Genomic DNA, 26,380 nt, shown 5'->3' on the forward strand with positions numbered 1-26,380 from the left:
CGCTTTTCCCTGGCCCACTTTTGACCATGAAACCACTCCCGCTACTTTCTGCCTTGCTGGTGGGCGCCTTCGCCGCCCTGCCTGTGTGGGCTGGAGATTCCACCGCCACCCAAGACTGGTCGCTGTCGGCCGACGGCGCCTACGTGCTGGACCACCGCGCGGGCCTGGCCTGGCCGCGCTGCGTGGAAGGCATGCAATGGACCGGAAAAAACTGCACCGGCAAGCCCCTGCTGCTGGACCGCGCCGAAGCCACGGCCCTGGCCGCCGAGCGCTGGAAGGCCGAAGGCGTGGGCTGGCGCATTCCGCGTGCGGCCGAGCTGCAGCGGCTGGTGGACAAATCGCTCTCGCCCCCGGGCCTGAACCCCATCCTGTTCCCCGCCGCACCAGGCCAATGGCACTGGTCGTCTACCAGCAACGTGAGTGCGCCCAGTGTCAACCAGTACACCTACGGCAACATCGCGCAAAGCCGCGCGGGCGATGGCGGGCGCCAGGCCGCGATGATCAACGGCTGGGCCGTGAATCTGTCCACCGGCGAGGCGCGGGGCGATGCGGCGCGGGCCAGCAAGCTGCCCGTGCGGCTGGTGCGGCCGATGCCTTGACGCTGTGCGTCGTTAGCCGACGGGATCTGCCACCGTCCCGGGTGGCCAGCCGCAGCCGCTCAGCACGGCTTCGCAAGCGCTTGCAATGCCTGCGTTGGTGGCCGCCGCCGGGCGCATTTGCTCTGCGATCGCGTGGCACTGCGCCCGCACGGTGGTGTCGTGCATCAGCTCGGCCAGGGTGTTGCAGATATGGTTTTCTGTGTAGCGTCGGGGCAGGATCTCGCGGGCCACGTTCAGGGCGACCAAGCGCTGGGCATTGTCGAACTGGTCGTAGGCGGTGGGCCGCACAACCTGGGGGATGCCCGCGCGAAGGGCCTGGGCCGTGGTGCCGATGCCGCCATGGTGCACCAGCGCGGCCAGGCGCGGAAGCAGCCGCGCATATGGCGCATAGCCCACGTGCAGCACACCCGGTGGCAGCTTGTCAGGCACCTGCTGCGCAAAGTGGGTGAGCAGCAGGCCGCGCAAGCCCCCTTGCTCGCAGGCGCGGGCGGAGCGTGCGAAGAACTCCCGCGCATTGGCCGTTGCCGTACCGGCGGTGAATCCGACCGGTGCAGGGCCAGCGGCCAGAAAGTCGCGCAGGTCGTCTGGCAACTCTGCCGCGCAAGCGGGGTCGTCGAATGGGAAGTCGCAGTGTTGCAGTTGTGCTGGCCAATCTGCCGGTGCGCCAGAGAACCACGCCGGAAACAGGGCCACCTCAGCGTCAACCTGCCGCAGCCAGGGGCTGAATAGCTCTGGCAGCGGTGCCAGGCCCAGTTGGGTGCGCATGCTGTTCAGCGGCGCAAGGAAGTAGCGGTCGGTATGCGCCCGGTCCGCCAGCCACCAGAACAATTGCCGGAGCCAGAACGGGCTTTTTTCGCGCAACCAGGCCCCGCCGGCGCCGATGCGTGCAGGGGCGATGGTGGAGCGGATGGCCGCAGGTGCCAGGTGCACGGTGGCGCAGGGCACGCCCAGGGTTTCGGCCACCAGCCTGTGCGCGAAAAAGAGTGACCCGCCAATGACCAGCGTACGCCCCGGCCTGACATCGCCATACATGGCGCGGTAGCAGGCAGGAGTCTGGCGGGCCATGAATCCGGCCACAGCAGCCATGGCTTTGGGCGGGTTGCTGTCGGGTGCCTGGGCAAAGAGGCCTTCATAGTCCGCCACTGTTCCGATCGGCCGGAACACCGCCCCGCAGGACGCGGCCGAGTCCGCGAAGAAAGGGTTGGCGTAGGCGAAAACTTCAAACCCCCGGCGGCGGAACTCGGCCGCCATGGAAATGAAGGGGAGGACATCGCCATGGCTGCCCATGGCGGTGATGAGGATGCGCTTCATAAAGGGGTCAACACCATGATTTCTGCCAGCATGGGCAAGGGCACTCGTTCGCGCAACTGCAGTCGGGCTTGGGCGAACAGGCCTTGCCACTCGCGCAGGCTGCGTTCGCGCCCTTCGGTGCAAACGGCCATCTGCAGGTCCATGCCAGATACGGCGAGGTCTGCGATCTCTTCGTTGCGCACGGCTTCCATGACGAGCACGGTGGCACCCACCGGGGCCGCAGCACGTGCAACCCGCTGGAGGACCTGCAACGCATCTGCGTCCGACATCCCATGGAGCAAGGCGCTGAGCCAGAACACGTCTTTGGCGCTGCTGGCGGGCGGCAGTGCATCCTGGCGGACATCCGCGGCATGAAAGCTGAGCCTGGCACGCGCCGCGCTTCGCTGGGGATCGGTTTCGCTGGCTCGCAGGAAGCGTGCTGCCGCTACGGTGGCTGGCCGGTCGATCACAAGCGCATGCAGGTGGGCATGGCGCGCAAGCAGGGTCAGCGCCTTGTCGCCCGCGCTGCCGCCCACATCCAGCAGACGGTGGAAGGCGCGCCAGTCGATGGCGTCCACCCACGGGGTGCCAGTCAGCCCCTCGACCTGGGCCATGGCTTTTGCAAAGGCTTCTTCCAGGGCGGGGTCCGTCGCCATGTGCTCGAAAAGGGGCTGGCCGTGCAAAACCTCGAAGGCCGGGCGGCCAAGCCGGAGTGCACTGGCCAGGGTGTCGTTCCATGGCGCGCGCATCTCCGGACGCTGGTGCAGCAGCACCAGGTCACGGACACTGCCTGGCCGGTCAGCCCGCAGTGGTGCCGAGCCCCGGTTGTTGCGCCAGTGTCCTGGTTGAGCTTCTTCAAACACGCCCAACGCAGCCAGCAGGCGCAGAACGCGCTGCAGCCCGTCGGGCACCACGTTGCAGCGCTGGGCCAGCACACCGATTGCCAAGGTGTCGTCGCCCAGCTGGCTTGCAACGTCCAGCTCGGTGGCCACGCCCAAGGCCCTGGATTGCCAATAGGCCGAACCGATCTGGACGAGCCGAAACGGGGGCGGTGTCAGCCGCGACGCCCACAGCTGCAGGCCTTGGATGGCGCGCAATACAGTGGCAAACAGCCGCGCGGCGCTTGTTGGCTTGCGTAGCCCAAGGCGGGACCGTGGTGGTGTGGATGTGGCTAGCCTCGCGGTTGTCACGCGGGTCTCCTGAAGAGGTGGTGTGAAGGTGGGCAGCGATGCGGCCGGTGGAGATGCCAGCGGCCAGCACGCGGCGATTCATGCTTCGCTTGCGCCAAGGCCGGCATCGAAGTCTCTGCTGCAGGCAATGACGGCCGCCGCGATGGCGCTGTCGGCCAGGGTGGGCAGGTCCGCCCGCAGAAACACCGGGTGCACCTTGAGGGCCAGAAGAGCCAGTTCGTCTGGCCTGCGGGGCACACGGCCGCCGGGGAAGGCCGAGGCCTTCTCCTGCATGAACCGGGCTGCCGCCTGCACGGCCTGGTGGGCGGCCAGCGCGTGGTGGCTGCCATACGAGAAGCGCCAGGCGCGCACCCTGGCATTGATGCGCGAGAAGCTGTCGGTGCCTGCCGCCATGCCCGCAGCGGCGAACACGCGGCAGTCGTAGGCGCGACAGGCCTGGGGCCTCGCCGGGTAGATGCCGCAGTTGTTGTGCTCCAGCATGGGGCAGGCGCCCTGGGCGGTGCGGCCCAGCACCTGGTAGCCCGGCGGCATGCCGGGGGCCGGGCTCAGCAGCGGTGCCGGGATGGCCATGGCGGCGGCGGAGTCTGCCGGTGTCAGGGGGATGAAGTACCCCGAGCTGCAGCACCCCCGGCAGTCGCCACACGGCACAGGGGCCGGGGCGCCCGTGTGCAGCCCGCGCAGGGTCTGGGCCAGCCAGTCGGCAAAGTCGCCCGCATCGACCGGGGCTTCCTGGACCATGCGGTGGGTCTGGATCGGGTTGGTGCGTTTTGGTGGGTGGTGCATCGTGGCGCAGGGTGGTGGATCAGCGGTTCAGAAGGCGCACCAACCCCTGGTTCAGGGCGTCCAGCACCCAGCTGGAGCTGCCGGGCACCACGCTGCGCGTGTTGCTGAACGCGAAGTAGGCGCTGCGGCCGTCCTGTGCCAGCACCGTCAGGCCCATGAATCCGATGTTGTCCCCGCTGTGCACGATGGCGCCCTGGCCGTGGATCCAGGAGCCCTCCCAGCCCAGTGCGTAGTCGCCGCTGCGCAGGGCGCGCAGCCGCTGCACGTAGGCCGCAGGCAACCCATGGCTGCGCCCCTGAAAAGCGCGCTGGTGTTCTGCCAGCCACCGGCCATAGCCTGCGGGAGTCATCCACACATCCCCCGACGGCTTGGCCGCATCCACCCAGGGTTGCACTTCAGGTCCGAACCCGGTGGCGGGTTGCAGTTTGCCCGGGGCGGGCCCTTCGTAGCCCTGCGCTGCGTTGGCAGGGGGCTGCCACTGCGGCTGCAGGCCGCGTGGCTGGGCCCATTGCCGCATCAGGGTCTCGAAGTCCTGCCCCGTGGCGGCCTCCAGCATGGCCCCGGCCACGGTGTAGCCCGCGTTGGAATATGCAAACTCCCCGGCGCCGACCACCGGCGTCAGCGACAGCAGCCAGCCTGACAGCACGCGGCGCCGCGCTGCATCGGTGGCGGGGTGGGGGAGGGGCAGGGCGGCCACAAAGTCGGCAAGCTGTTCGAGATCGGCTGCGTCATTGAAGGTGGGCAAGCCGCTGCGGTGGTCCAGCAGCTGTGCCAGGGTGGCGTTGGCGTAGGCCGGGTGCTGCTTTGCAGCGGCTTCGGGCAGCAGGTCGATGGGGCGGCTGTCCCAGCGCAGCTTGCCCTGCTCCACCCAGTGGGCCACCAGGGCGGCGGTCATGGCTTTGGACAGGGATGCGAGCTGGAAGGATTCGTTGCCCGTCATGGCATCGCCCTTCAGGCGGGCCTGCCCGGCCGCACCCAGGTAGAGCTTGTCGGCGCTGTCGTGCTGGCTGCCAAACACGGCGCCCACCAGGCCCACGTCCACGGCGGCCTGGGCGCGTTCGTGCAGGGCCTGGTTTTCCAGCAACAGCCGGGGGTCGCGCAGCTCGTCGCCTTCGCCGCCGCCACAGGCGCCCAGCAGGGTCAGGGTTGTGAGGGCCAGCGCCGAAGCAAGGGCGCGGCGGCGGGTGGGGTGCGGGGCTGCGAAGGAGGACATGCCGGGGCTTTTTTCAGAATCAGAAGAAGCCGCCGATTCTGAAAACGGTGCCCTAAAGATTCCCTAAAGAAACGCGCAGGGGCGGCCCCTTGCGCACCCTCCCAGCCAAGCTCACAACAACTCAGCCCTCCGGCTGCACGCCACCTAAGTCCAGCACAAAACCCACGCCCCGCCCATCCAGCCCCTCGTCCAGCCAAAGGCGCGCATGCAGGCGCTCAGCCGCCTGGGCGACGATGGTCAGGCCCAGCCCGGTGCCGGGTTCGTCGTGGCCTGTGCCGCGCCAGAAGCGCTCGAACACCTGCGTGTGCAGCGCCGGGGCAATGCCCGGCCCGTTGTCGCGCACCGCCAGTCGGATGCCACCCTGGTGCTGCTCTATCGACAGCTCCACCCGTGTGGCGCCATAGCGCAGCGCGTTGTCCACCAGGTTTTGCAGGATGGACTGCAGCGGCAGCGGCTCGCCATGCCAGGCCAGCGACTCCGGGCCCTCCAGGGCAAGGGTGACGCTGCGGCGCTTCGCGTCGGCATGGGCGTCCAGCAGCACGCCCGCCGCCAGCTCGCACACATCAATGTCTTGCGCATCGCCGCTGCGGGTGGGGTCGAGCGCCGACAGGTCCAGCAGCTGCTGGCCCAGGTGGGCCGTGCGTTGCAGGCCTTGCTGCAGCGCCTGGGCGGCCGCAGCGCGGCTGGCTTCGTCGGGGCTGCCCAGCAGCACATGCGCCTGGGCAGACAAAGCCGCCAATGGCGTACGCAGGCCGTGGGCGGCGTCGTGCACAAAGGCGCGCTCCAGCGCCAGGTGCTCGCGCAGGCGCGCCAGCAAGGCATCAAAGGCGCGGCCCAGCGGTTGCAGCTCGGCATAGCGCAGGTCCGCACCCAGCGGCTGCAGGTCGCGCCGCGTGTCCAGCGCCTCGATGCGCTGCGAGAACTGGCGCAGGGGCCGCAAGCCGCTGCGCACGGCCAGCCACAGCGTGAGCAACAGCACGGGCAGGGCGATCAGCAGCGACATCCCCACCTCGCCCAGCAGCCACTCCAGCAGCTCCAGGTCGGTGAGCAGGGGCTCCAGCACCAGCAGGTTCCAGCGCTGCCCTTGCGCGCTGTAGGCCACATGGGGATGGCCATCGATATCCAGGCGGCTCAGCCCGGTGGGGGCTGTCTGGTTGCGCAGGTCGCGCCCGCTTTCGTACACGGTACCGCCGCCATGGCGTTCCAGCCGGACGGAGACGCTGGCACTGCCAGGGACCACCTCCTGCCGGACGCGGTTCAGCTCGGCGATGAACGCCTGCAGCACGGCCGTGGCATCTTCGGCATCGTCCAGCGCATCCAGCGACTTGATCAGCACGGAAGCCAGAGGCGCAGCGCTGGATTGTTTGTCCAGCTGCGTCCGGGCGTTCCAGTAGTTCATCGCGATGACCAGCACGCTGATCAGCGCAAACGCCAGCAGCAACGCCGCCACCAGCCGCAGGCCCAGGGTTTTTTTCACACCGACTCCAGCCAGTAGCCCACGCCCCGCAGGGTGCCCACGCGCTCGGCGCCAATTTTGCGCCGCAGGTTGCTGATGTGCACCTGCAGTGCCGCCGTGTCCATCGGGTCGCCCAAGGGCTCCAGGCGCTGGGCCAGCGTGCGCTTGGGCACTACGTCGCCACCGCCCTGGGCCAGCGCCAGCAGCAGCTGAAACTCGCGCGGCGTCAGCTCCAGCGGCTGCCCGCCCAGCTGGGCCAGGCACTTGCGGGGCCACACGCTCAGGGCACCAAACTGCCACTGCTCGCCCGACTGCGCGGCCGTGCGCCGCAACACGGCCCGCAGCCGCGCCAGCAGCTCGGGGATGTCGAAGGGCTTGACCAGGTAGTCGTCGGCGCCCGCATCCAGCCCGCCCAGGCGGTCTTGCAACGCGCTGCGGGCCGTGATCACCAGCACCGGCGCGGCTGCCTGGGCACGGCGCCAGCGGCGCAGCAGCTCCATGCCGCTGCCATCGGGCAGGCCCAGGTCCAGCAGAACGGCGCTGTAGCCCGGGTCGTCCAGCTGCAGGGGCGCATCGTGGGCGCGGCGCAGCCATTGCACGGTGAACCCGTCCTGCTGCAGCGCCTGCACCAGCGAAGCCCCCAGGCCCAGGTCGTCTTCAATCAGCAGGATGTGCATGGGGCTCAGCGCGCCGCAACGGTTTCAGCGCCCGCAAAGGCATCGGCGATGAACTGTTCAAGGCTGGCTTGCTCCAGTAGCTCGATGGAGAAGTTTCCAAACCGCCGGGGCAGCCACAGAATCCGGTTGCCCCCCGGCGCACTCAATTGGTCGCGGGCCAGGGGCTTGCCGTTCTCGTCCTCGGGCTGCACACCCCGGGCCACCAGCTCGTCGTAGGCCACCTCAATGTCGGGCGTGCTGTAGCAATGGCGGTAGATGGTGCCGTCCCCATGGGTGTCCAGCAGCTCCTTGAGGTTGCCCGCCAGCGGCTGCACCAGCATGAACCGCTCCGCCCCCATGCGCGCTATGGCGTAGCGCACATGCAGCCCGTCGCGCTCCCACACCAATGTGCGGGAGATCTGCGCGTTCAGCACCGCCTGGTAGTAGGCGCAGGCCTCCTCCAGATTCAGGACCAGGACATCGACGTGGCTGAATGTGAGTTGCATGGAGGAGGGGGGGGCTGCGAGGGGGGCGGATTTTCTCATGGGCCCGTTGAGGGCTCTGGGGGTGCTGCGCGCTGAGTAGGGGGGCTGGGGTGCCTGCGGTCGGGTTGGATGGTGCAGCTGTTGGCGCAGTAGAGCAGACCGCACGCGGATTCTTATGCGGTGTAAGCGCGGCAGCACCAGGCAACGCTGCGGGTCAAAGCGTTTTTGGACTTTTAGTAGAGGCTTCGGGGGAGTCCGTATAGGAAGGGTTAGGCCGCACTTAGCAGCCTTCCGAGCGTTGCCTCGACTTCTTTGATTGCTGACTCAACTACCGAGGCTTCGTATGCAAACTCTCCTCCGTGCGCTGCATCGTTTCTGAGGCGTGCGATTGCCTCAAGGCGCTTTGCTTCGAACTCCGTGAGGACTCCGACCTCGGGTGACTTGAGTTTGACGATGACTGGCGACAGCGTATCGCGTGGCGACAAGGCAACCGGTATGGCACGAGCGCGAGCCTTAAGACCTTCTTCAAGCGAAGCGCCGAGAAGAACGGCGGCTGCTCTGGTATAGCCCTTCTTGAGCAAGTACGTGGCTTCGTCCAGCAGGCCACTGAAGACGGCGGCAGATACTGACAGTTGGTACTCAATCGCGAGCCCGCACGAGTACTCATGCCTTGCGGACTTGAGCACGCCGAGCGCTGCCCCGATGTTCATTTGCTTGCCGGGACCACCGACGGCCCAGACCTCGAACTGCGTCACGAATCGATTGGTTGATATTGATAGTTTGTCGAGAAGGTTAAGGCAACTGGTAGACCACTGGACAAACCCAACGATGTCCATGATTACGCGCTTCTCGTCTTTCTGGAACTCCTGCCAGCGTGCTTCCCCCTCGTGAATGAGATCATCAAAGCGCGACAGGAGGCGGTCGTTCACGAACAGTTCGGTCATGGTGGGTACGGCTTAACGAAATCGAGACAGCAAAACCTACGGGACAAACTGAACCATGCGGAATATTCTGGGCACTGATCCCTCCTGAGCGTGGCCTGCAGCCTGGGTATGCAGGCGCTGCGCCGTGAAGGCACCCAGGTAAAAAATCCGAGAAACCCGGCAGGCTTGCAACGAGCGGACTATAGCCCGCGAGCAGGCGAAACTTGGGCGCCAAGCGGGCAACCCAAAGCCACCGACCCACTGCGGCGACGCGCCCCGCGCAGCACCCTCACACCCTCTTGCAAAAAAACGTCGTCCCGCACAACGCCCCATCCGGCATCAGTGCGTAGTCCGGCACTACGCCCACGCGCTGCCAGCCTGCGCGCTCGTACAGGCGTTCGGCGTCGCCGCCGGTGACGGTGTCGAGCACCAGCACGGTTTTGCGCTCGGCGCGTGCAGCGTCGTCCACGGCGGCCATGAGCTGTTGGGCGATGCCCTGGCGGCGGGCGCGGCGGTGGACCAGCATCTTGGCGACGTCGGCGCGGTGGGGCTGGTTGTCCGGCATGGCGGTGATGAGCTGCACGGTGCCCAGGATGGCCCCGCTGGCGTCTTCGGCCACCAGCAGCACGCGTTCGTTGCGCGCCACGCCGTCGGCCACGTTGCGCCAGAAGGCCAGGGCCTTGTCGCGCGGCAGGGGCGCCATGAAGCTGACCGAGGCGCCGCCGTGTACGCAGTCGATCAGCACATCGGCCAGCGCGCCCACGCTGGCAGCAGCTTCATTGGGGCCCAGGCGGCGGATGGTGGTGGCGGATGGGGGCTGGGCTGGTGCGTGGCGGACGGCGGCGGTCATGGTTTTCTCCGGGCGGTGGGTGGGGGGGTGGTCTTTGTCACGCGCGCAGGCGGCTGGCTGCGCGGGGCGAGTGGCGAGAGCGGTGCAAAGGGCATGACCGTGGCCAGCGCCACCAGGTAGCGCGCAGGCGTGGCGCCGGGGTTGTGGAACACGATGGGCTGGTTGAGCTGCATTGCCAAGCAGTCGCCTGCGGCCAGCGGCCAGAGGGTGTCGCCCACGGTCAGTTCCATGCGGCCTTCCAGCAGCCAGACCTGCTGGTGGATCTCGGCGCCGGGCACGGCCGAGTCCAGGGCCACGCGCTGGCCGGGGGGGAAGACGACTTCTACCAGCTGCAGCGGCGAGGGCGCAGGGGGCGAGAGGCGGCGGCGCACGTAGCCCGAGGCAGGGTCTTGCCACCGGGGCTGGTCGGCGGCGTGGATGTGGGGGGAGGGGGCTGCGGCACCTTCATGGGCTGCACTGCCATCGGCGCTCTCGTCAAAAAACGAGGCCAGCGCCACGCCCAGGCCGATGGCCAGCTTGTCGAGCACGGCCGCCGTGGGGCTGCTTTCGCCGCGCTCGATGAGCGAGATGTTGGAGCGGCTCACGCCGCTGCGTTCGGCCAGGGCGTCGAGCGAGTAGCCCCGGGCGCTGCGCAGTTCGCGCAGGCGCTGGGCGATGTGGTGGTGGATGTCCATGGCGGCAGTTTAGTGGAAATGAAATCCATAAAACTGGAAATTTTTGAACTCCACCGGGGTGGCGTGGCGCGATACGGAGTGCCGGTGCGCGCTGCGTTATCGGTGTTTACTATATTTTTGATAGCTTACTAGGCAATCCAGTCGGGCGGTAGAGTCCATTTCTCCTTGTAAAAATAGGGTGTGCCCGCTGGCGCGGGCCCGGGTCGATGCTGATACTGTGTGTACTTTGCATTTTTCCTCACCCACACGCCGATCCATTCGGCCCACCCGATGGGCCTGATGGGTTTGATCGCACGAGAACACCGGAGACACCCCGCCATGACCCTGCCGCTTCACCCCCTGGATGCCGACCTGTTTGCCCGCGCTTTGCCGCTGCTGGACGACGAGTGGCTGACCCGCGACCCCGAACTGGCCCCCGTGCTGCCCACGGTGCTGGCGCGCAATGTGGGGCAGGATTGGCACAAGGCGGGCACGTTTCGCCACCACCTGGTGGGCGTGACGCGCACGCTCACGGTGTGGCAGCAGCCGCGCGATGTGCGCCTGCTGGGGCTGCTGCACAGCGTGTATGGCAACGCGTTTGTGGACCTGGTGAAGTTCGACCCTGCCAAGGAGCGCGCCCGGGTGCGCGAGATTGCGGGCGAGTCGGCCGAGCACCTGGTCTACCTGTTCTGCACCCAGTCGCGCACGCAGTTTGTGCAAAAGGTGCTGGCCCACGCGCTGGAGGCCGACGGCAGCCTGGTGCTGCAAAAGGATGGGCAGGACCATGTGCTCACGCCCTACGAGGTGGCGGCCTTCATCATCGTGAGCATGGCCGACACCATCGAGCAGTGGTTCAGCTGGCAGGACGATATCTTTTCGCGCTTCCCCGAGGTGCAGCACCGCAACCAGAAGGCGCACTGGGCCGCGTCGCTCTGGCCCGGGCCCATGCGGCCGTCGGGGCGCATGGTGCACCAGATCAACGGGCTGGCCAAGGCGCTGCAGCACCCGGGGCTGAAGGATGTGCTGCCCATGCCGCCGGTGTTTGCGCACTGCTCGCAGTACCTGTCTGCCGCCAACGAGGCGGCGGCCACGTCGCTGTACTGGTCGGTCATCCAGCAAGACCAGCCGCTGGTGGACCTGGACGTGGCCACCGGTGTGCTGGAAAGCGCCGTGCGCCACAACCCCTGGGTGGGCGAGCCGCAGATGGTGCTGGCCCAGCTGTATCTGTCGGCCGGCCGCAAGGACGACGCCAAGGCCGCCGCCGAGAGCGCACTGCACCTGTTCTGCGCCTGGGGCAATGCCTGGGACAAGCGCGTGCAGTGGGACGCCTGGGTGGCCTGGACGCGCATCCTGCTGCAGGGCGCGACGGTGGAGGGCACCTGGCCCGAGCGGCTGGACAAGCTCAATAACGTAGCTCTACGGGGCTGACTTGGAACATCCCCCTGAGTGGCTGCGCCACTTCCCCCTTCTCTCGAATCGCTGCGCGATTCCGGAAGGGGGACGCAGCCCTCGCTGCGGGGCGGCCCTTGCTCGGCTGCCCTCGCCGGGCGCGCGCCAGTTTCATGAGGTGGGGGCAGGGCACGGGTCTTGTCTTCTTATTCGAATGAGTTGTAATGAAATGAAAAATTAGTTGTTCCGGTTTTAACGGGAAAACCCTAGGATGCGTTCCATCTCTTTACGAAAGGTTTTCCCTGTGAACAACAACAAGCGCCTCCTCCTGCAATCTGCCCTGGCTTTGGCTGCCGCCGCCGCTTTCTCCACCGGCGCGATCGCCCAGGACAAGCCCCTCAAGATCGGCGTGACGGGCGGCCCCCACGCGCAGATCTTCGAGCAGGTGAAGAAGGTCGCCGAGAAGGACGGCCTGAAGATCCAGATCGTCGAGTTCAGCGACTACGTGCAGCCCAACGCCGCGCTGTCGGCGGGCGACCTGGACGCCAACAGCTACCAGCACAAGCCATACCTCGATGCGCAGGTGGCAGACCGTGGCTACAAGCTGGTGTCGGTGGGCTACACCGTCAACTTCCCCATCGGCCTGTATTCCAAGAAGGTCAAGAAACTGGAAGACCTGAAGGAAGGCGCCAAGTTCGGCATCCCCAACGACCCCACCAACGGCGGCCGCGTGCTGCTGGTGTTGCAGGACAAGGGCCTGATCAAGCTGCGTGACGGTGCAGGCCTGAAGGCCACGCCGCTCGATGTGGTGAGCAACCCCAAGAAGCTCAAGTTCGTGGAACTCGACGCCGCCCAGCTGCCCCGTTCGCTGGACGACCTGGATGCCTCGGCCATCAACACCAACTTTGCGCTGTCGGCGGGTCTGAACCCTGGCAAGGACGCGATTGCGCAAGAAAACGCCAAGAGCCCCTACGTCAACCTGATCGCCGTGCGCGAAGCCGACAAGGACAAGCCCTGGGTGGCCAAGCTGGTGAAGGCCTACCACTCGGAAGAAGTGAAGAAGTTCATCCAGACCGAGTTCAAGGGCTCGGTGCTGCCAGGGTTCTGAGGCTGGCGGTCGGCGCGCCCTGCAAGGGGGTGCGCTGCGGTTGGCTGTTGTGCTGCCAACTCCTTCTCCCAAGCCCTCCCGCGAGGGCTGGGGAAACACAGCATGCGGCAACCGAAATCTGAATGAAATCAGGCCCTTGCGCCTGTCCATCAAGCGCTGATAGCTATCGTATTGGTAGCGGTCTCATGTCCCCAGTATCCCAGCGCCCCGCTGGGGAAACAGCGCCCCGGCGCTTGCATCCACAATGGAAGGGTAACCTCCGGTAACACCCCGCCCGTCCATCCCCCTCATGCCCTTCGCCGAACGAGCCCTCACAGCGGTCTGGCTGGGCGCAGCCTTGCTGCTGTTTGGGGCATCGCTCTGGGTGCAGGATGCGTCGCTCAAGCTGTTTCTGGACAACGCCTCCTGGACGCTGGCCTTTGGGCTGTCGGCCTTTTGGGCCTGGCGGGGCCGGGCGCAGGTACCGCCTGCGCACCGCTTGCTGCACACGGGGCTGTGGCTGGGCACGGTGCTGGTGCTGGCCGGGCAGCTGGTGTGGAACCTGCAGGTGGCGCTGGACTGGAACCCGTTCCCGGCGCCCGCCGACCTTTTCTTTCTGAGCGTGGGGCCGCTGTGGGCTGCCACGGTGATCCGCGCCACGTTTGCGCGGCTTTCCAAAGACCGCGCCTACCCCGCAGCGCTGGACTTTGGCGGCGCTGTTCTGGCGCTGCTGGCTTTCACCCTGGTGATCTACCTGCCCTCGGGCCAGGACCAGCCGCTGGCTGTGGCCACGGTGCTGTTGCTGTACCCGGCGGTGTACCTGACGGCGGCGGGCGTGACGGCGCTGGCCATGCCCACGGTGGGTGTGCGTGTCACGCGGGCCCATCTGCTGGTGCTTGCGGGCATGCTGGGCTACGGGCTTAGCTGGATGCAGTGGAACCTGATGCTGCTGCGCGGCGAAGTGTTGCCGGGCATGTTGTTCAACGCCAGCTTCAGCCTGGCCGCGCTGGCCCTGGGCTGGGGCGCGCGCGGGCTGCGGTTTGAGGTGTCGGACGACCCGGACTACCGCCTGCGCTGCGACCAGGCCATGAACTACGTGCCCCTGGTGGCTATGGGGCTGGCGGGCGTCACCCTGGTGCGGCTTTTCATCATCACCCCCGACGGGCGGGAGGGCGTGCAGGCACTCATCCTGGTGTGCTGCCTGCTGGTGCTGCTGCTGGCGGCGCTGCGACAGGCGATTGTGGTGGGCCTGCTCAACCGCCTGCGCACGGCCGAGGCGGCGGTGCTGCGCAACGAAGAGCGGCTCTACCACGTGGCGCATTTCGACGCCCTCACGGGTCTGCCCAATCGCCGCTACTTTGAAGACGCGCTGGAGCGCGCCGTGGCCGAGGCCGGGCGGTACGCGCAGACGCCCGACCGCTGCGTGGCGCTGCTGCTGATCGACCTGGACCACTTCAAGAGCGTGAATGAAACCTACGGCCACCGCGTGGGCGATGCGCTGCTGAGCGAGGTGGCGCAGCGCATTCACCTGCTGCTCGAAGGGCAGGGGCTGGTGTCGCGGCTGGCCAATGACCAGTTCACGGTGATGCTGCAGCGCCCCGCATCGCGCACCGTGCTGGCGCAGCTGGCGACCACGCTGCTGGAGGGGCTGGCGCGGCCCTGGGAGCTGTCGGAGGTGGGTGCGCAGTACATGGGTGCCAGCATCGGCATCAGCCTGTTCCCCGACGATGCGGCCGACAGCGTGGAACTGGTGCGGCACGCGCATTCGGCCCTGCATGCCACCAAGAGTGCGGGGCGGGGCTCGTACCGCTTCTACATCGAGGAATTCACCCAGGCCACGCGCACCCGGCTGGAGCTGCGCCGCCGCCTGCACGGCGCGCTGCCAGGCGGCGAGTTCACGCTGGTGTACCAGCCGCAGCTCAACCACCTGCGCCAGACGGTGGGGGCCGAGGCGCTGCTGCGCTGGTCGGTGGACGGCAAGCCGGTGCCGCCCGACGAGTTCATCCCCCTGGCCGAGGAAAGTGGACTCATCGTGCCCATGGGGCTGTGGGTGTTCGAATCCGCCTGCCGCCAGGTGGCGCAGTGGCGCGCCGAGGGCTGGCAGGTGCCGGTGGTGTCGGTCAATGTGTCCACCATCCAGCTGCGCGAGCCGGGGTTTGCGCAGGCCCTGCTGGGCATTGCGCAGCGCGCCGGGGTGGCGCCCGCCAGCCTGGTGCTGGAGATCACCGAATCACAGCTGCTGGACGAATCGCTCTATGCCATCGCGCTGGACCTGAAAAACGCCGGGTTTGCGCTGTCTATCGACGACTTTGGCACCGGGCACTCGTCGCTCGTCAAGCTCAAGCGCCTGCCGGTGAGCGAGCTGAAGATCGACAAGGAGTTTGTGCGCGACATCGTGGTGGACCCGAACGACCGCGAGATCTGCGCCACCGTGAACGCCCTGGCCCGCGCGCTGGGCCTGGAGGTGGTGGCCGAAGGGGTGGAGACCGAAGCGCAGTGGCAGCTGTTGGTGAAGATGGGTTGCCAGCGGTTTCAGGGCTGGCTGTTTGCGCCTGCCTTGGCTCCAGAGGATCTTGCGCGGCACTGGCTGCGGCCCGCAGTAGATGACCCGTTGGCGCAGGCTGTCAAAAATGATAGCTAGCAAGGCATGATGGACGGGCGGTAGGGCCGATTTTTCTTTGAATCGTGATCCCCAAAGCGCAACACCCGGCACGTGGCCGGGTGTTGGATGGGCGGCCGCTGCTGAAGCCACCTGCGGTTTATGCCACCTGCGACACGCGCGCCTGGTTGGCGGCCACGCTGGTGTGGCTGTTGATTTCCACATCGGCCGATGCCAGGGCGGCGGCCTTGGCGTCGGGGCCCATGGCCACGCCTTCGGCGCGCACAAAACGCACGTCGGTGATGCCGAAGAAGCCGAACACCACCTTCAGGTAGCTCTCCTGGTGCTCCATGGCCTGGCCGCCTTCGCTGGTCGAATACACGCCGCCACGGGTCGAAGCCACGATCACCGTCTTGCCACCGGCCAGGCCCACGGGGCCCTTGTCGGTGTACTTGAAGGTGCGGCCAGCCTGGGCCAGGCGGTCGATCCAGGCCTTGAGCTGGCTGGGGATGGAGAAGTTGTACAGCGGCGCGCCAATCACGATCACGTCGGAGGCCAGGAACTGGCTCACCAGGGCTTCGGACAGTGCGTTTTCAGCGCGCTCTGCTTCGGTGGCAGCGGCCTGGCCGGTGCGGAAACCGAGCGACTGGGCCGACAGGTGCGAGGGCGCCTGCTGGGCCAGGTCCAGGTATTGCACGGTGGTGCCGGGGTGGGCGGCTTGCCAGGCGGCCACGGTGCGGGCCGTCAGTTGGCGGGACACGGATTGTTCGCCAGTGATGGCGGAGTCGATGTGAAGCAGTTGCATGAGGAACTCCTGGGGTTCTGTGGATCGGAGCCACAGCGTGTGGCCATGGGATGAATTGTGAAGATTCATCAAAATGTTGATAAGGTGGTGAACTTGCGATAGATTGTTCTATCAGTAGGACGATGTACTTTATGCAAGACCTCAACGACATGCTCTATTTCGCCGAAGTGGTGGAGCGCGGCGGCTTTGCTGCAGCGGGCCGTGCGCTGGGCATCCCCAAGTCGCGCCTGTCGCGGCGCGTGTCCGACCTGGAGACCCACCTGGGCGTGCGCCTGCTGCAGCGCACCACCCGCAAGCTCTCGCTGACCGAGGTGGGCGAGGCCTACCTGCGCCACTGCCAGGCCATGCGCGAATCGGCCCAGGCGGCGGCCGACACGGTGGCCCAGGTGCAGACCGTGCCGCGCGGCACCATCCGCGTGAGCTGCCCCGTCACGCTGGCGCAGACCGTGGTGGCCGAGCTGATCCCGCGGTTTCTGGCGAGTTGCCCCGAGGTGCGCATCGACATGCTGGTGAGCAACCGCGCCGTGAACCTGGTGGAAGAGGGCATCGACGTGGCGCTGCGCGTGCGCCCCTCGGTAGACGACAGCGGCAGCATGGTCGTCAAGCGGCTCGACCACACCACCCAGATCCTGGTGGCCAGCCCCGAGCTGCTGATCCGCCAGGGCACGCCCAAGACGCTGGAAGACTTGGCCCAGCTCGACAGCATTGCCATGTCGGCGCCCGACGGTCGATCAACCTGGAACCTGATTGGCCCGGGCGGTGTGCACCAGGTGGTGCAGCACACGCCGCGCTACGTTGCCGACGACCTGCTCACGCTCAAGTTCGCCGCCGTGGCGGGCACGGGCGTGTGCTGGATGCCCGACTACATGTGCCAGGACGAAATGCGCGAGCGCAAGCTGGTGCGCGTGTTGCCCGACTGGGCACCTGCGCCCGCCATCGTGCATGCGGTGTTCCCGTCGCGCCGGGGACTGTCGCCTGCGGTGCGGCGGTTTCTGGATTTTCTGGGTGAGGCCATGCCGGGGCGCAGCAGCCTGAGCACGCGCCAGGCACTGCAAGGGATGGACGGCGCCGATATCTGACGGGGCAATTCGGTGCACCCGGGGGCACCTTGTGAGGTGCTTGGCAAGCGGTCGCCACAAAGACCGTGTGCCCCCGTGGGACGGCGCCCGCCGCGCGCATTTTTGGCCCCACAATGCAACGAATTGCAACTGTTTGGGCTGCCTTCCTTCCTGCACCACAGCGCACCTGGGCGTCACTGGGTGTGGCGCTGCGCGGAACGGCCCGGAACTGGGCCTTTGTGACCGCTTCTCACTCCATCGACCAAGACATCCGGCAAGCCCGCGCGCATCCCGCCGTGCGCGCCATCGTGATCCCGCCATGCCCCGAGTCGCTGCGGCGCCTGCAGCAGATCATGGCCGAGCCCGAGCTGGACGCTGCAGCATTGGAGCAGTTGGCCGCCTCGGACGTAGCCCTGGCCGCCGCCGTGATGCGGCTGGCCAACAGCCCGCTCTATGGCCTGGCCCAGCCGGTGCAGACGGTGGGCATGGCGCTCACCGTGCTGGGGCTGCGCCCTGCGGTGGAGCTGATGTCTGCCTTCATCACGCGCAACGCGCTGCAGGTGCGCTCGCCGCTGCTCGACCATTTCTGGGAAAGCTCGCAGCGCCGCGCCATTGCCTGCGAGCACATCGGTCACCAGCTCTACAGCTTTGACCCCGGCCTGGGCTACAGCTTTGGCCTGTTCTGCCATGTGGGCATGCCCGTGCTGGTGAAGGCCGTGCGTGGCTATGCTGGCACCGTGACCGAGGCCCTGGCCCGCAAGGACCGCACCTTCACCCAGACCGAAAACGCCAGCCACCGCACCGACCATGCCGTGATGGGCGCCATTGTGGCGCGCACCTGGCACCTGCCGGGCGACGTGGCCCAGGCCATCTGGCTGCACCACGACTTTGTGTGCCTGGACGACGAGCGTTTCGACCCCACCGTGCGCCACCTGGTGGCCCTGGGCCTGCTGGCCGAGTTTCTGGTCAACCAGCACGACGGCCTGGCGCCCACGCGCGAGTGGAACCAGCACGGCCAGGCCTGCATGGACCACCTGCATGTGACGCAGGACGAGCTGGACCACTGGATCGATGCGCTGCACCCGGCGTTTGAGGCTGTGCGGTTCTGATCCCGGTGCGCGGCTGATGCATTGGAAGACCCCTTCGGGCTGAGCCCGTTTACACCACTCTCAGCGCGTTGCTTCCAGCAGCTCTGCGAGGCGCGCGTGTCCCTCCCGGGCCGCAAGCTGCGCCGCATTCAGACCATCGCGGTCCACCAGCGCGGGGTTGGCGCGCAGCGCCAGCAGCCTCTGCACGGTGGCGGTGTGGCCGTTCATGGCGGCCAGCATCAGGGCGGTTTTCCCTGCGGGGTCGCGGGTATCCACCGGTGTGCCCTGTTGCACGAGTGCTTCGACCTGCTGGGCATGGCCCCTGCGGGCGGCTTCCCAGATGGTGCTGGACGCAGCCGCGCCCAGATTTTTTTGCATGGCAGGGGCTGCAGCAGCCGCGCTGTGGTCGCGCGCTGCAGAGTCAGCCAGCGTGCTGCGGGCGGCTGGTGCGGCGGCGGGAGCGGCTGCGGCTGTCGGGGCTGATTCCTGAACGGCTGGTGCAGCGGAGGCCGGCGCGTGCTCGCGCCTTTCGGCACCGGATTCGGCGCGGGGGGCTGCAGCCATCGAGGGCAGGGGGGGGGAGGCGGGGAAGCCGGAGGGGGCCCCGGCTGCACGGGGCGCTGTCAGGGCTTCCGCTTCCGTGGCCGAAGGCGATGCGGGTGTCGCCTTGGCCACGGGCTGTGCGGGTGCCGGTGTCTGTGCAGGCGTGGGGGGGACTTTCGTGGCGGGCCTGGAGTGCAAGGCGTCAGCCGATGGGCCGGTGCTGTTCCGCGCACTTTTCTGCGCGCTTTCGGGCGAAGGCGGGGTGGCCGATGGGGGCTCTGCCAGTGGCTGGGGCACGGGTGGGGCCACTGGCGCAGGGGCGGCAGGTGCTGGCACCTCGGTCCGGCGGTGGCTGAAAGCGGTGTCCCGCTCTTCGGGCGTGCCGCGCTCGAACTGCAGCATCAGCAAGCCAGTCAGCCCCACCACGGCCAAGGTGGCCAGGGCTGAAATTTTCCAGCGGGCCTGGTTGGCGGCAGGGGTTGCCACTGGGGCGGCTGATGCCGATGCCGCAGCCGTGGCCACCATCTGCGCATGCGAGCGCACGGCCTCGCGCACATGCGCGCCGGGGCGGGCGCCTTCCTGCTCGCTGGCTTCCTGGTAGCGCCGGACCAGATCGTCGTCCTGCCGGGTCATACAAACTCCTTGAGGTGCTGGCGCAGGCTGGCCCGCGCGTAGCGCAGGCGGCTCTTGGCGGTTTCAAAGCTCACGCCGGTGGCCTCGGCGATCTCCTGCACGCTCAGGTCGCCTTCGGCCTGCAGCAGGAAGGCTTCGCGCTGCTCCAGCGGCAACTGCTCCACCGCCACAATCAGTGCGGCCGCCTGCTCGCGCGACTGCAGTTGCCGCACGGGCCCGAAGCCCGAGTCGGCCACCAGTGTGTCGGCCAGCGTGCGCGCATCGTCGTCGCTGGCGTCCAGGCTGGTGTGGTGCTTGGCGGTGCGCAAGTGGTCCACCAGGCGGTTATGCGCCAGGGTGAACAGCCAGGTGCGGAACTTGGCTTTCACCTCATAACGGACGGCATTGCGCGCCACCGCAAACCACACGTCCTGCAGCAGGTCATCAGCCACCGCCTGCACCTTGACGCTGCGAAACACAAACCGCCAAACGGCCAGTTCGTGCCGGGCGTAGAGCCGGTCGAACGCGGCCATGTCGCCCGTGGCGTAGCGCAGCATCAGCGCTTCGTCGGTGTCGTGGGCATCGTCAGAGGGTGGGGCGGCAGGCACCCGGGCATTATGCGAAACCCTCATGCACGCACGGGCCGGCCCAGGCCTACCTGGGGTCGGGTACGTACGACAGGTTGTCCGACTGCGGAAATGCGCGGGGCACCGGGGGCACATAGGGGCGGGCGATGGGCTCGCGGATCACGCCGCTGGCGATCAGGTTCTCGCGGCTGTCGTAGCGGATGCTGATGATTTCATTGGGCTGCTCCTGCAGGCGCGTGAAGGTGGTGTGGGTGACGACCGAGGTCTCGCGCTGGCCGTGTGCCGTGCCCAGCTTGGCCGATGGCATGGGGGCGGCCTTGGCTACGCTGTCGGCGGACTGCGAGCGGGCAGAGGACTCGGCCTCGGCCGATGGGGCTGGTGCAGCCGGAGCACCGGCAGCACCTGCGGCAGCAGGCGATGCGGGTTCCTCCCGCAGGCGCCCCAGGCCCAGGCCGTTGTCGCGGCGCTGGCCGTAGGGCTCGGGGGTGATGGCAGGCGCGGGCAGAGGCACCGGCGGCTGTTCGCGGAACAGCGCCACGCCAATCACGCCGACATGAGCAGGGCGGCCCGTGCGGGCGGCATACGAGTTGGCGATGTGGGAGAACTCGAACGCTGCCACTTGGCTGTCGCTCTTGCGCCAGCCGGTGATCTGGTAGCGCTCGTGCGGCGAGAACACATAACCGCGCTGGTCCCAGGCAGCCGTCTCGCCGCTGAGCACATTGACGCCGTCCACCGAGGGCACGGCCAACACCCTCTCGCCCAGCCGGTTGCGCACGCTGATGGCATAACGCGCGCCAGGGCGCCCGGCCACCCAGTACTCGCCCCGGGCGTAGTGCACGGGCAGCGTGGCGCCGGTGTCGCGGTCCACGATGGTGACATCGGCCAGGCGGCCAATCGCCTGGGCGGGCAGGTGGGCCAGGCCCAGCAGTGTGGCCAGGGCGGCGAGGGCGGGGAGGGTGGACAGGGTGAAGGCACGGGGTTTCATGGCAGCTCCATCAAAAAAGTGGTGGTGCTGGGTGAAACGAACGGGGCCGGTGGATGGGGTTGAAGCGGGCGAAAAAAATACCAAAGACCCGGCTGCGGCGGGAAATGGGTGGTTTTTAGATGATTTGGAGATTAAATAACAAGAATTAAGTCGTTTGGGTTTTAAGGCGCGGCTCGCAGAATGCCAGCCCTGTGACCCCTAACACCTCCATCATCATCGTCCCCGGCTGGCGGGACTCGGGCCCCGGCCACTGGCAGAGCCTGTGGGCCGAGCGCCTGCCCAACGCCCGCCGCGTGGTGCAGGACGACTGGATCACGCCCACGCGCTCGGCCTGGGTGAGCCAGCTCGAAAAGACTGTGCTGGCCGCGCCGCACCCCGTGGTGATCGTGGCCCACAGCCTGGGTTGCATTGCCACCAACCACATGGGGCCCGAGGCCGCCGCCAAGGTGTGTGGTGCGCTGCTGGTGGCCCCCGCCGACCCGGAGCGCCGCGCCATCCTGAGCGACTTTGCGCCCGTGCCCTATGCTGCGCTGCCTTACCGCAGCATCGTGGTGGCCAGCAGCAACGACCCGTTTTGCCCCATCCGCCTGGCAGGCGCCTATGCGCGGGCCTGGGGCAGCGAGTTTGTGCGCATGCAGAACGCGGGGCACATTAACATCGATTCGGGCCATGGCGAATGGCCCCTGGGCTGGGCACTGCTGCAGTCGCTGGCAGACGGGCCCACCGCCCAGCCGCCTGCTGTCACCCACGCGCACCCCCAGCCTTCCGTGTTTTAAATGCTATATTTTATATAGCTAAAAAGCCTTGCTAGTCAGGCGAAAGAGGCTCTTTTTGATGTGAACAATGCGACAGCTATCTGCCGTGCGCAGGCCATCAACAATCTATATGCCGATAGTTGATTATTTAACAAGAATATATTCTTTTGAGTTTTAAGAGCGTCTCCGCACAATCCGGCATCTCCAGCAATTTTTAGGGCGACACCACCATGACTTCTTTGAAACTCAAGACCCTCCTGGCCTCGCTGGCCCTGGCCGCCAGTGGCATGGCTGCCGCACAAAATTCGCTGCTCAACGTTTCGTACGACGTGGCCCGGGAGTTCTACAAGGACTACAACGCTGCCTTTGCCGCGCACTACAAGAAGACCACCGGCCAGGACGTGAAGATCGACCAGTCGCACGCTGGATCGAGCGCCCAGGCCCGCGCCGTGAACGATGGCCTGGCCGCCGACGTGGTGACCATGAACACCACCACCGACGTGCAGTTCCTGGCCGACAACGGCGTGGTCGCCAAGGACTGGACCAAGAAGTTCCCGCACGACGCATCGCCCACCACCTCGACCATGCTGTTCCTGGTGCGCAACGGCAACCCCAAGAACATCAAGGACTGGGACGACCTCATCAAGCCCGGCGTGCAGGTGATCGTGGTCAACCCCAAGACCGGCGGCAACGGCCGCTATGCGTATCTGGCCGCCTGGGGCGCCGTGCGCGAAAAGGGCGGCACGGAGGCGCAGGCCGCCGAGTTTGTCGGCAAGCTGTACAAGAACGTGCCCATCCTGGCCAAGGGCGGCCGCGATGCCACGGCGACCTTCCTGCAGCGCAACCAGGGCGATGTGCTGATCACCTTTGAATCCGAAGTGGTCTCCATCGACCGCGAATTCGGCGCCGGCAAGGTCGATGCGATCTACCCCTCGGTGAGCGTGGTGGCCGAGAACCCCGTGGCCGTCGTGGAGCGCACCGTGGCCAAGAAGGGCACGGCCCAGCTGGCCAAGGCCTACCTGGACTACCTGTACTCTGAAGAAGCGCAGGAGATCGCGGCCAAGCACGCCATCCGCCCCCGGTCGGAGGCCGTGCTCAAGAAGTACGCCGACACCTTCAAGCCGCTCAAGCAGTTCACGGTGGCCAAGTACTTCGGCTCGCTGACCGAAGCGCAGAAGGTGCACTTCAATGACGGCGGCCAGTTCGACAAGCTGTACACGCCCGGCGCCAAGTAAGCAGGCGCAGCGCTTCTCCCGACTCACCACTGCATCTATGACCACTGCGACCGCTGTGGCCGCAGCCCCGGCCGGACGGCGCGCGCCCAAGCGCGTGCTGCCCGGTTTCGGGCTGTCACTGGGCTACACCCTTTTCTACTTGAGCATCATCGTGCTGATCCCGCTGTCGGCACTGATCTTCAAGACCTTCACCCTCACCTGGGAGCAGTTCTGGGCAGCCATCAGCGCACCGCGCGTGATGGCGTCGTACCGACTCACTTTTGGGGCCTCATTCCTTGCGGCGTTGGTCAATCTGGTGTTTGGCCTGCTGATCGCCTGGGTGCTGGTGCGCTACAAGTTCCCGGGCAAGAAGATCGTGGATGCGCTGGTGGACTTGCCATTCGCGTTGCCCACCGCCGTGGCGGGCATCTCGCTCACGGCCTTGCTGGCCGGCAACGGCTGGGTGGGCAGCATCCTGGAGCCCCTGGGCATCCAGCTCGCGTTCAAGCCAGCAGGCATCGTGATTGCGCTGATCTTCATCGGCCTGCCATTTGTGGTGCGCACCGTGCAACCGGTGCTGGAAGACGCAGAGAAGGAGCTGGAAGAAGCCGCCACCTGCCTGGGCGCCACACGCCTGCAGACCTTCACCAAGGTCATCCTGCCCTCCATCACGCCCGCACTGCTCACCGGCTTTGCCATGGCGTTTGCGCGGGCGGTGGGGGAATACGGTTCGGTGATCTTCATCGCGGGCAACATGCCCATGGTGTCCGAGATCACGCCCCTCATCATAATTGGCAAGCTGGAGCAGTACGACTATGCAGGTGCTACGGCCGTGGCCGTGGTGATGCTGGTCATCTCCTTCATCCTGCTGCTCATCATCAACGCGCTGCAAGCCTGGCAGCGCCGCCACGCGGGGGCTCCGGCATGAGCGGCAACAATTCCCGAACCACTCGCCGCGCACAGGCGGGCACGACCGAAGCGCCATGGGTGCGCTACACACTGATCACGCTGGCACTCGGCTTCATGCTGCTGTTCCTGGTGCTGCCGCTGGCCGCCGTGTTTGCCGAGGCGCTGCGCAAGGGCTTTGGCGCGTATCTGGAAGGCCTGCGCGAACCCGACGCCTGGTCGGCCATCAAGCTCACGCTGATCACCGCGCTGATCGCGGTGCCGCTGAACCTAGTGTTCGGCGTGGCGGCGGCCTGGTGCATTGCCAAGTACGAGTTCAAGGGCAAGGCGTTCCTGACCACGCTGGTGGACCTGCCGTTTTCGGTGTCGCCCGTGGTGGCTGGTTTGATCTATGTGCTGATGTTTGGCGCGCAGGGCTGGTTTGGCCCGTGGCTGGCGGCGCATGACATCAAGATCATCTTTGCCGTGCCGGGCATCGTGCTGGCCACTGTGTTCGTTACGTTCCCGTTCATCGCCCGCGAGCTGATCCCGCTGATGCAGGCCCAGGGCAACGACGAGGAGCAGGCCGCCATCGTGCTGGGTGCGAGCGGCTGGCAGACCTTCTGGTACGTGACTTTGCCCAACATCAAGTGGGGCTTGCTGTATGGCGTGATCTTGTGCAACGCGCGGGCCATGGGCGAGTTTGGTGCGGTGTCGGTGGTGTCGGGCCACATCCGGGGCCAGACCAACACCATCCCGCTGCACGTCGAAATTCTCTACAACGAGTACCAGTCGGTGGCCGCGTTTGCCGCAGCCTCGCTGCTGGCCTTGCTCGCCTTGGTCACGCTGGTCATCAAGACCATCGCCGAACACCGCAATGAACAGGCCCTGAAGGCCGCCGCCGAATTGCCGCCCGAGCGCCCCGCGCCCGCTGGCGTGTGAAGGAAAACAGAACATGAGCATTGAAATCCGTAACGTCAGCAAGCAGTTCGGCGACTTCCAGGCGCTGCGCGATGTGAGCCTGGACATCCAGTCCGGCGAACTCATTGCGCTGCTCGGCCCCTCGGGCTGCGGCAAGACCACGCTCTTGCGCATCATCGCGGGCCTGGAGACAGCCGACGTGGGCACCATCCACTTCAGCGGCGAAGACACGACCGACGTGCATGTGCGCGAGCGCAACGTGGGCTTTGTGTTCCAGCACTACGCACTGTTCCGCCACATGACCGTGTTCGAGAACGTGGCCTTTGGCCTGCGCGTCAAGCCGCGCAGCGAGCGCCCGAGCGAGGCGCAGATCAAGAAAAAGGTCATGGATCTGCTCAAGCTGGTGCAGCTGGACTGGCTGGCCGAGCGCTACCCCTCGCAGCTGTCCGGCGGCCAGCGCCAGCGCATTGCCCTGGCCCGCGCCCTGGCGGTGGAGCCCAAGGTGCTGCTGCTCGACGAGCCCTTCGGTGCCCTGGACGCCAAGGTGCGCAAGGAACTGCGCCGCTGGCTGCGCCGCCTACACGACGAGTTGCATGTGACCAGCATCTTCGTGACCCATGACCAGGAAGAGGCCTTGGAAGTGGCCGACCGCGTGGTGGTGATCAACCAGGGCAAGATCGAGCAAAGTGGCTCGCCCCAGCAGGTGTGGGACCAGCCCGCCAGCCCCTTCGTGTACGGCTTTTTGGGCGATGTGAACCTGTTCCATGGCCGCGCCCACGAGGGCTTGGTGCACCTGGAAGGCATGCAGCTCGATTCGCCCGAACACCAGGCGGCGCAGAACGCCAAGGCCTTTGCCTATGTGCGCCCGCACGACCTGGACGTGGAGCGCTACTCCCCCGGCGCGGGACTGGACGCCGAAGGCCGCCCACGTGGCATCGTGGCCCAGCTGAGTCGCGCCATTGTGGTGGGGCCGATTGCGCGGCTGGAACTTATTCCGACCGACGACCACAAACCAGCGGACAATGCGTCCCCAGAATCCCTGATCGAAGCGCAGATCCCTGCGCAGCAGTTCAAGGAAATGGGTTTCAAAGAGGGCGAAACGCTGGTGGTCACACCACGCCGCGCCCGAGTGTTCTTGGATCACGCCGCTGGTATCTGAGCTGTTTCCCCTGGGACGCCGCGCCAGTTGCCGCGCGGCCTTGAGGGATAACAAAGATGTTGTTGAACTGGATGGATCAGGCCCCGCGCCGCGTGCTGGCGCTGATCAGTGCGGCCTGCGTGGCCATGCTGGCTTTTGGCATGTACCTGCAGCATGTGGTGGGCCTGGAGCCATGCCCCATGTGCATCGTGCAGCGGTATGCTCTCATAGGTGTAGCAATCTTTACAGGCCTGGCAAGCGCAAGGGCCTCAAAAGGCTGGTGGATGGGCTGGGGCGTGCTGGCCCTGATCGCCTCCGGCTTCGGCGCCTTTGTGGCGGCCCGCCAAAGCTGGCTGCAGTGGTACCCACCCGAAGTCGCCACCTGCGGCCGCGACTTCTACGGCATGATCGAAAACTACCCCATCAGCCGCGCCATCCCCATGATCTTCCGGGGCTCGGGCGACTGTGCTGCGATTGATTGGACCTTCCTGGGTGGTTCGATTGCCAACTGGTCGTTCGTTTGTTTTGTGGGGTTTGCGGTGGTGCTGCTGGCGCTGCTGGTGCGTGGGCTGACGGGCGGCAATAAAGGCAGCTCGGGATATTCAATGGCTTGATC

Annotated in this window: 26 protein-coding genes; 12 read left to right on the plus strand and 14 right to left on the minus strand. The window is 66.7% G+C overall.

Annotated features, from left to right (window positions below; translation table 11 throughout):
- Positions 1-26: 26 nt before the first annotated feature.
- Positions 27-599: an Lcl C-terminal domain-containing protein gene (locus tag CBY09_RS15935; protein ID WP_094290570.1), complete on the plus strand. Its 573-nt coding sequence runs from the start codon at positions 27-29 to the stop codon at positions 597-599.
- 12 nt (positions 600-611) lie between these two features.
- On the opposite strand, the gene CBY09_RS15940 is transcribed toward CBY09_RS15935, so the two are convergent.
- From CBY09_RS15940 to CBY09_RS15985, 10 genes are all read right to left on the minus strand, one after another.
- Complete coding sequence (locus CBY09_RS15940) at positions 612-1,910, minus strand: glycosyltransferase (protein ID WP_094290571.1); 1,299 nt, start codon at positions 1,908-1,910, stop codon at positions 612-614.
- On the minus strand, positions 1,907-2,986 hold the full coding sequence (locus CBY09_RS15945) for a methyltransferase (protein WP_094290572.1): 1,080 nt from the start codon (positions 2,984-2,986) through the stop codon (positions 1,907-1,909). The genes CBY09_RS15940 and CBY09_RS15945 overlap by 4 nt, the downstream gene beginning before the upstream one ends.
- A 171-nt stretch (positions 2,987-3,157) precedes the next feature.
- A complete protein-coding gene (locus tag CBY09_RS15950; RefSeq protein ID WP_094290573.1) occupies positions 3,158-3,862 on the minus strand; it encodes a YkgJ family cysteine cluster protein in 705 nt (234 codons plus the stop codon).
- A 19-nt stretch (positions 3,863-3,881) separates the two neighbouring features.
- A complete protein-coding gene (locus tag CBY09_RS15955; protein ID WP_094290574.1) occupies positions 3,882-5,075 on the minus strand; it encodes a serine hydrolase domain-containing protein in 1,194 nt (397 codons plus the stop codon).
- A 121-nt stretch (positions 5,076-5,196) separates the two neighbouring features.
- On the minus strand, positions 5,197-6,552 hold the full coding sequence (locus CBY09_RS15960) for a sensor histidine kinase (protein WP_094290575.1): 1,356 nt from the start codon (positions 6,550-6,552) through the stop codon (positions 5,197-5,199).
- Positions 6,549-7,208 (minus strand): response regulator, encoded by a 660-nt coding sequence (locus CBY09_RS15965; protein ID WP_094290576.1) that lies wholly within the window; start codon positions 7,206-7,208, stop codon positions 6,549-6,551. The genes CBY09_RS15960 and CBY09_RS15965 overlap by 4 nt, the downstream gene beginning before the upstream one ends.
- A gap of 5 nt (positions 7,209-7,213) precedes the next feature.
- Positions 7,214-7,693, minus strand: a complete 480-nt coding sequence (locus tag CBY09_RS15970; RefSeq protein ID WP_094290577.1) for a VOC family protein — start codon at positions 7,691-7,693, stop codon at positions 7,214-7,216.
- 248 nt (positions 7,694-7,941) lie between these two features.
- Complete coding sequence (locus CBY09_RS15975; protein ID WP_094290578.1) at positions 7,942-8,616, minus strand: hypothetical protein; 675 nt, start codon at positions 8,614-8,616, stop codon at positions 7,942-7,944.
- Between the two features lie 268 nt (positions 8,617-8,884).
- Complete coding sequence (locus CBY09_RS15980; protein ID WP_094290579.1) at positions 8,885-9,445, minus strand: GNAT family N-acetyltransferase; 561 nt, start codon at positions 9,443-9,445, stop codon at positions 8,885-8,887.
- A complete protein-coding gene (locus tag CBY09_RS15985; protein WP_094290580.1) occupies positions 9,442-10,119 on the minus strand; it encodes a helix-turn-helix domain-containing protein in 678 nt (225 codons plus the stop codon). The genes CBY09_RS15980 and CBY09_RS15985 overlap by 4 nt, the downstream gene beginning before the upstream one ends.
- A 318-nt stretch (positions 10,120-10,437) precedes the next feature.
- Here CBY09_RS15985 and CBY09_RS15990 point away from each other — a divergent pair, with 318 nt between their 5' ends.
- From CBY09_RS15990 to CBY09_RS16000, 3 genes are all read left to right on the plus strand, one after another.
- Positions 10,438-11,526, plus strand: coding sequence for a DUF6817 domain-containing protein (locus CBY09_RS15990; protein ID WP_094290581.1), 1,089 nt, complete (start codon positions 10,438-10,440; stop codon positions 11,524-11,526).
- Positions 11,527-11,758: 232 nt separating this feature from the next.
- Positions 11,759-12,595 (plus strand): MetQ/NlpA family ABC transporter substrate-binding protein, encoded by an 837-nt coding sequence (locus tag CBY09_RS15995; RefSeq protein ID WP_063463338.1) that lies wholly within the window; start codon positions 11,759-11,761, stop codon positions 12,593-12,595.
- Positions 12,596-12,884: 289 nt separating this feature from the next.
- On the plus strand, positions 12,885-15,215 hold the full coding sequence (locus tag CBY09_RS16000; RefSeq protein WP_094290582.1) for a putative bifunctional diguanylate cyclase/phosphodiesterase: 2,331 nt from the start codon (positions 12,885-12,887) through the stop codon (positions 15,213-15,215).
- A 118-nt stretch (positions 15,216-15,333) separates the two neighbouring features.
- Here CBY09_RS16000 and CBY09_RS16005 read toward each other — a convergent pair whose 3' ends face one another.
- Positions 15,334-15,978: an FMN-dependent NADH-azoreductase gene (locus CBY09_RS16005; protein WP_094290583.1), complete on the minus strand. Its 645-nt coding sequence runs from the start codon at positions 15,976-15,978 to the stop codon at positions 15,334-15,336.
- A gap of 131 nt (positions 15,979-16,109) precedes the next feature.
- Between CBY09_RS16005 and CBY09_RS16010 the strand changes: the two genes are divergently transcribed.
- Complete coding sequence (locus CBY09_RS16010) at positions 16,110-17,057, plus strand: LysR family transcriptional regulator (protein ID WP_094290730.1); 948 nt, start codon at positions 16,110-16,112, stop codon at positions 17,055-17,057.
- Between the two features lie 218 nt (positions 17,058-17,275).
- Entirely contained in the window at positions 17,276-18,145 is an 870-nt protein-coding gene (locus tag CBY09_RS16015; protein ID WP_094290731.1) for an HDOD domain-containing protein, read from the plus strand.
- A 60-nt stretch (positions 18,146-18,205) separates the two neighbouring features.
- On the opposite strand, the gene CBY09_RS16020 is transcribed toward CBY09_RS16015, so the two are convergent.
- Genes CBY09_RS16020 through CBY09_RS16030 form a run of 3 tightly spaced genes read right to left on the minus strand, consistent with a single transcriptional unit; the run spans position 18,206 to position 20,851 of the window.
- Positions 18,206-19,300: an ankyrin repeat domain-containing protein gene (locus CBY09_RS16020; RefSeq protein WP_094290584.1), complete on the minus strand. Its 1,095-nt coding sequence runs from the start codon at positions 19,298-19,300 to the stop codon at positions 18,206-18,208.
- Entirely contained in the window at positions 19,297-19,911 is a 615-nt protein-coding gene (locus tag CBY09_RS16025; RefSeq protein WP_420807455.1) for an RNA polymerase sigma factor, read from the minus strand. Before CBY09_RS16025 ends, CBY09_RS16020 begins: the two co-directional genes overlap by 4 nt.
- Positions 19,912-19,933: 22 nt before the next feature.
- Positions 19,934-20,851 (minus strand): hypothetical protein, encoded by a 918-nt coding sequence (locus CBY09_RS16030; protein WP_094290585.1) that lies wholly within the window; start codon positions 20,849-20,851, stop codon positions 19,934-19,936.
- Positions 20,852-21,042: 191 nt separating this feature from the next.
- On the opposite strand from CBY09_RS16030, the gene CBY09_RS16035 reads away from it, so the two are divergent.
- From CBY09_RS16035 to CBY09_RS16060, 6 genes are all read left to right on the plus strand, one after another.
- Positions 21,043-21,627, plus strand: a complete 585-nt coding sequence (locus CBY09_RS16035; RefSeq protein WP_094290586.1) for an RBBP9/YdeN family alpha/beta hydrolase — start codon at positions 21,043-21,045, stop codon at positions 21,625-21,627.
- Positions 21,628-21,836: 209 nt separating this feature from the next.
- A complete protein-coding gene (locus tag CBY09_RS16040; RefSeq protein WP_094290587.1) occupies positions 21,837-22,841 on the plus strand; it encodes a sulfate ABC transporter substrate-binding protein in 1,005 nt (334 codons plus the stop codon).
- A gap of 37 nt (positions 22,842-22,878) precedes the next feature.
- Entirely contained in the window at positions 22,879-23,748 is an 870-nt protein-coding gene (cysT, locus tag CBY09_RS16045; protein ID WP_094290588.1) for a sulfate ABC transporter permease subunit CysT, read from the plus strand.
- Positions 23,745-24,647: a sulfate ABC transporter permease subunit CysW gene (gene cysW / locus CBY09_RS16050; RefSeq protein WP_094290589.1), complete on the plus strand. Its 903-nt coding sequence runs from the start codon at positions 23,745-23,747 to the stop codon at positions 24,645-24,647. The genes cysT and cysW overlap by 4 nt, the downstream gene beginning before the upstream one ends.
- A gap of 13 nt (positions 24,648-24,660) precedes the next feature.
- Entirely contained in the window at positions 24,661-25,785 is a 1,125-nt protein-coding gene (locus CBY09_RS16055) for a sulfate/molybdate ABC transporter ATP-binding protein (RefSeq protein WP_094290590.1), read from the plus strand.
- A 56-nt stretch (positions 25,786-25,841) separates the two neighbouring features.
- Positions 25,842-26,378, plus strand: coding sequence for a disulfide bond formation protein B (locus CBY09_RS16060; RefSeq protein WP_205734151.1), 537 nt, complete (start codon positions 25,842-25,844; stop codon positions 26,376-26,378).
- Positions 26,379-26,380: the final 2 nt, after the last annotated feature.

It is taken from the genome of Acidovorax kalamii (assembly GCF_002245625.1).
GTDB classification, from domain to species: domain Bacteria; phylum Pseudomonadota; class Gammaproteobacteria; order Burkholderiales; family Burkholderiaceae_C; genus Acidovorax; species Acidovorax kalamii.

Bases quoted from the DNA above. Each gene is read 5' to 3' on its own strand.
- CBY09_RS15935 (WP_094290570.1), top strand. From the start codon at position 27: ATGAAACCACTCCCGCTACTTTCTGCCTTGCTGGTGGGCGCCTTCGCC.
- CBY09_RS15940 (WP_094290571.1), bottom strand. From the start codon at position 1,910: ATGAAGCGCATCCTCATCACCGCCATGGGCAGCCATGGCGATGTCCTC.
- CBY09_RS15950 (WP_094290573.1), bottom strand. From the start codon at position 3,862: ATGCACCACCCACCAAAACGCACCAACCCGATCCAGACCCACCGCATG.
- CBY09_RS15955 (WP_094290574.1), bottom strand. From the start codon at position 5,075: ATGTCCTCCTTCGCAGCCCCGCACCCCACCCGCCGCCGCGCCCTTGCT.
- CBY09_RS15965 (WP_094290576.1), bottom strand. From the start codon at position 7,208: ATGCACATCCTGCTGATTGAAGACGACCTGGGCCTGGGGGCTTCGCTG.
- CBY09_RS15970 (WP_094290577.1), bottom strand. From the start codon at position 7,693: ATGCAACTCACATTCAGCCACGTCGATGTCCTGGTCCTGAATCTGGAG.
- CBY09_RS15975 (WP_094290578.1), bottom strand. From the start codon at position 8,616: ATGACCGAACTGTTCGTGAACGACCGCCTCCTGTCGCGCTTTGATGAT.
- CBY09_RS15980 (WP_094290579.1), bottom strand. From the start codon at position 9,445: ATGACCGCCGCCGTCCGCCACGCACCAGCCCAGCCCCCATCCGCCACC.
- CBY09_RS15985 (WP_094290580.1), bottom strand. From the start codon at position 10,119: ATGGACATCCACCACCACATCGCCCAGCGCCTGCGCGAACTGCGCAGC.
- CBY09_RS15990 (WP_094290581.1), top strand. From the start codon at position 10,438: ATGACCCTGCCGCTTCACCCCCTGGATGCCGACCTGTTTGCCCGCGCT.
- CBY09_RS15995 (WP_063463338.1), top strand. From the start codon at position 11,759: ATGCGTTCCATCTCTTTACGAAAGGTTTTCCCTGTGAACAACAACAAG.
- CBY09_RS16000 (WP_094290582.1), top strand. From the start codon at position 12,885: ATGCCCTTCGCCGAACGAGCCCTCACAGCGGTCTGGCTGGGCGCAGCC.
- CBY09_RS16005 (WP_094290583.1), bottom strand. From the start codon at position 15,978: ATGCAACTGCTTCACATCGACTCCGCCATCACTGGCGAACAATCCGTG.
- CBY09_RS16010 (WP_094290730.1), top strand. From the start codon at position 16,110: ATGCAAGACCTCAACGACATGCTCTATTTCGCCGAAGTGGTGGAGCGC.
- CBY09_RS16020 (WP_094290584.1), bottom strand. From the start codon at position 19,300: ATGACCCGGCAGGACGACGATCTGGTCCGGCGCTACCAGGAAGCCAGC.
- CBY09_RS16025 (WP_420807455.1), bottom strand. From the start codon at position 19,911: ATGAGGGTTTCGCATAATGCCCGGGTGCCTGCCGCCCCACCCTCTGAC.
- CBY09_RS16030 (WP_094290585.1), bottom strand. From the start codon at position 20,851: ATGAAACCCCGTGCCTTCACCCTGTCCACCCTCCCCGCCCTCGCCGCC.
- CBY09_RS16040 (WP_094290587.1), top strand. From the start codon at position 21,837: ATGACTTCTTTGAAACTCAAGACCCTCCTGGCCTCGCTGGCCCTGGCC.
- cysT (WP_094290588.1), top strand. From the start codon at position 22,879: ATGACCACTGCGACCGCTGTGGCCGCAGCCCCGGCCGGACGGCGCGCG.
- cysW (WP_094290589.1), top strand. From the start codon at position 23,745: ATGAGCGGCAACAATTCCCGAACCACTCGCCGCGCACAGGCGGGCACG.
- CBY09_RS16055 (WP_094290590.1), top strand. From the start codon at position 24,661: ATGAGCATTGAAATCCGTAACGTCAGCAAGCAGTTCGGCGACTTCCAG.
- CBY09_RS16060 (WP_205734151.1), top strand. From the start codon at position 25,842: ATGTTGTTGAACTGGATGGATCAGGCCCCGCGCCGCGTGCTGGCGCTG.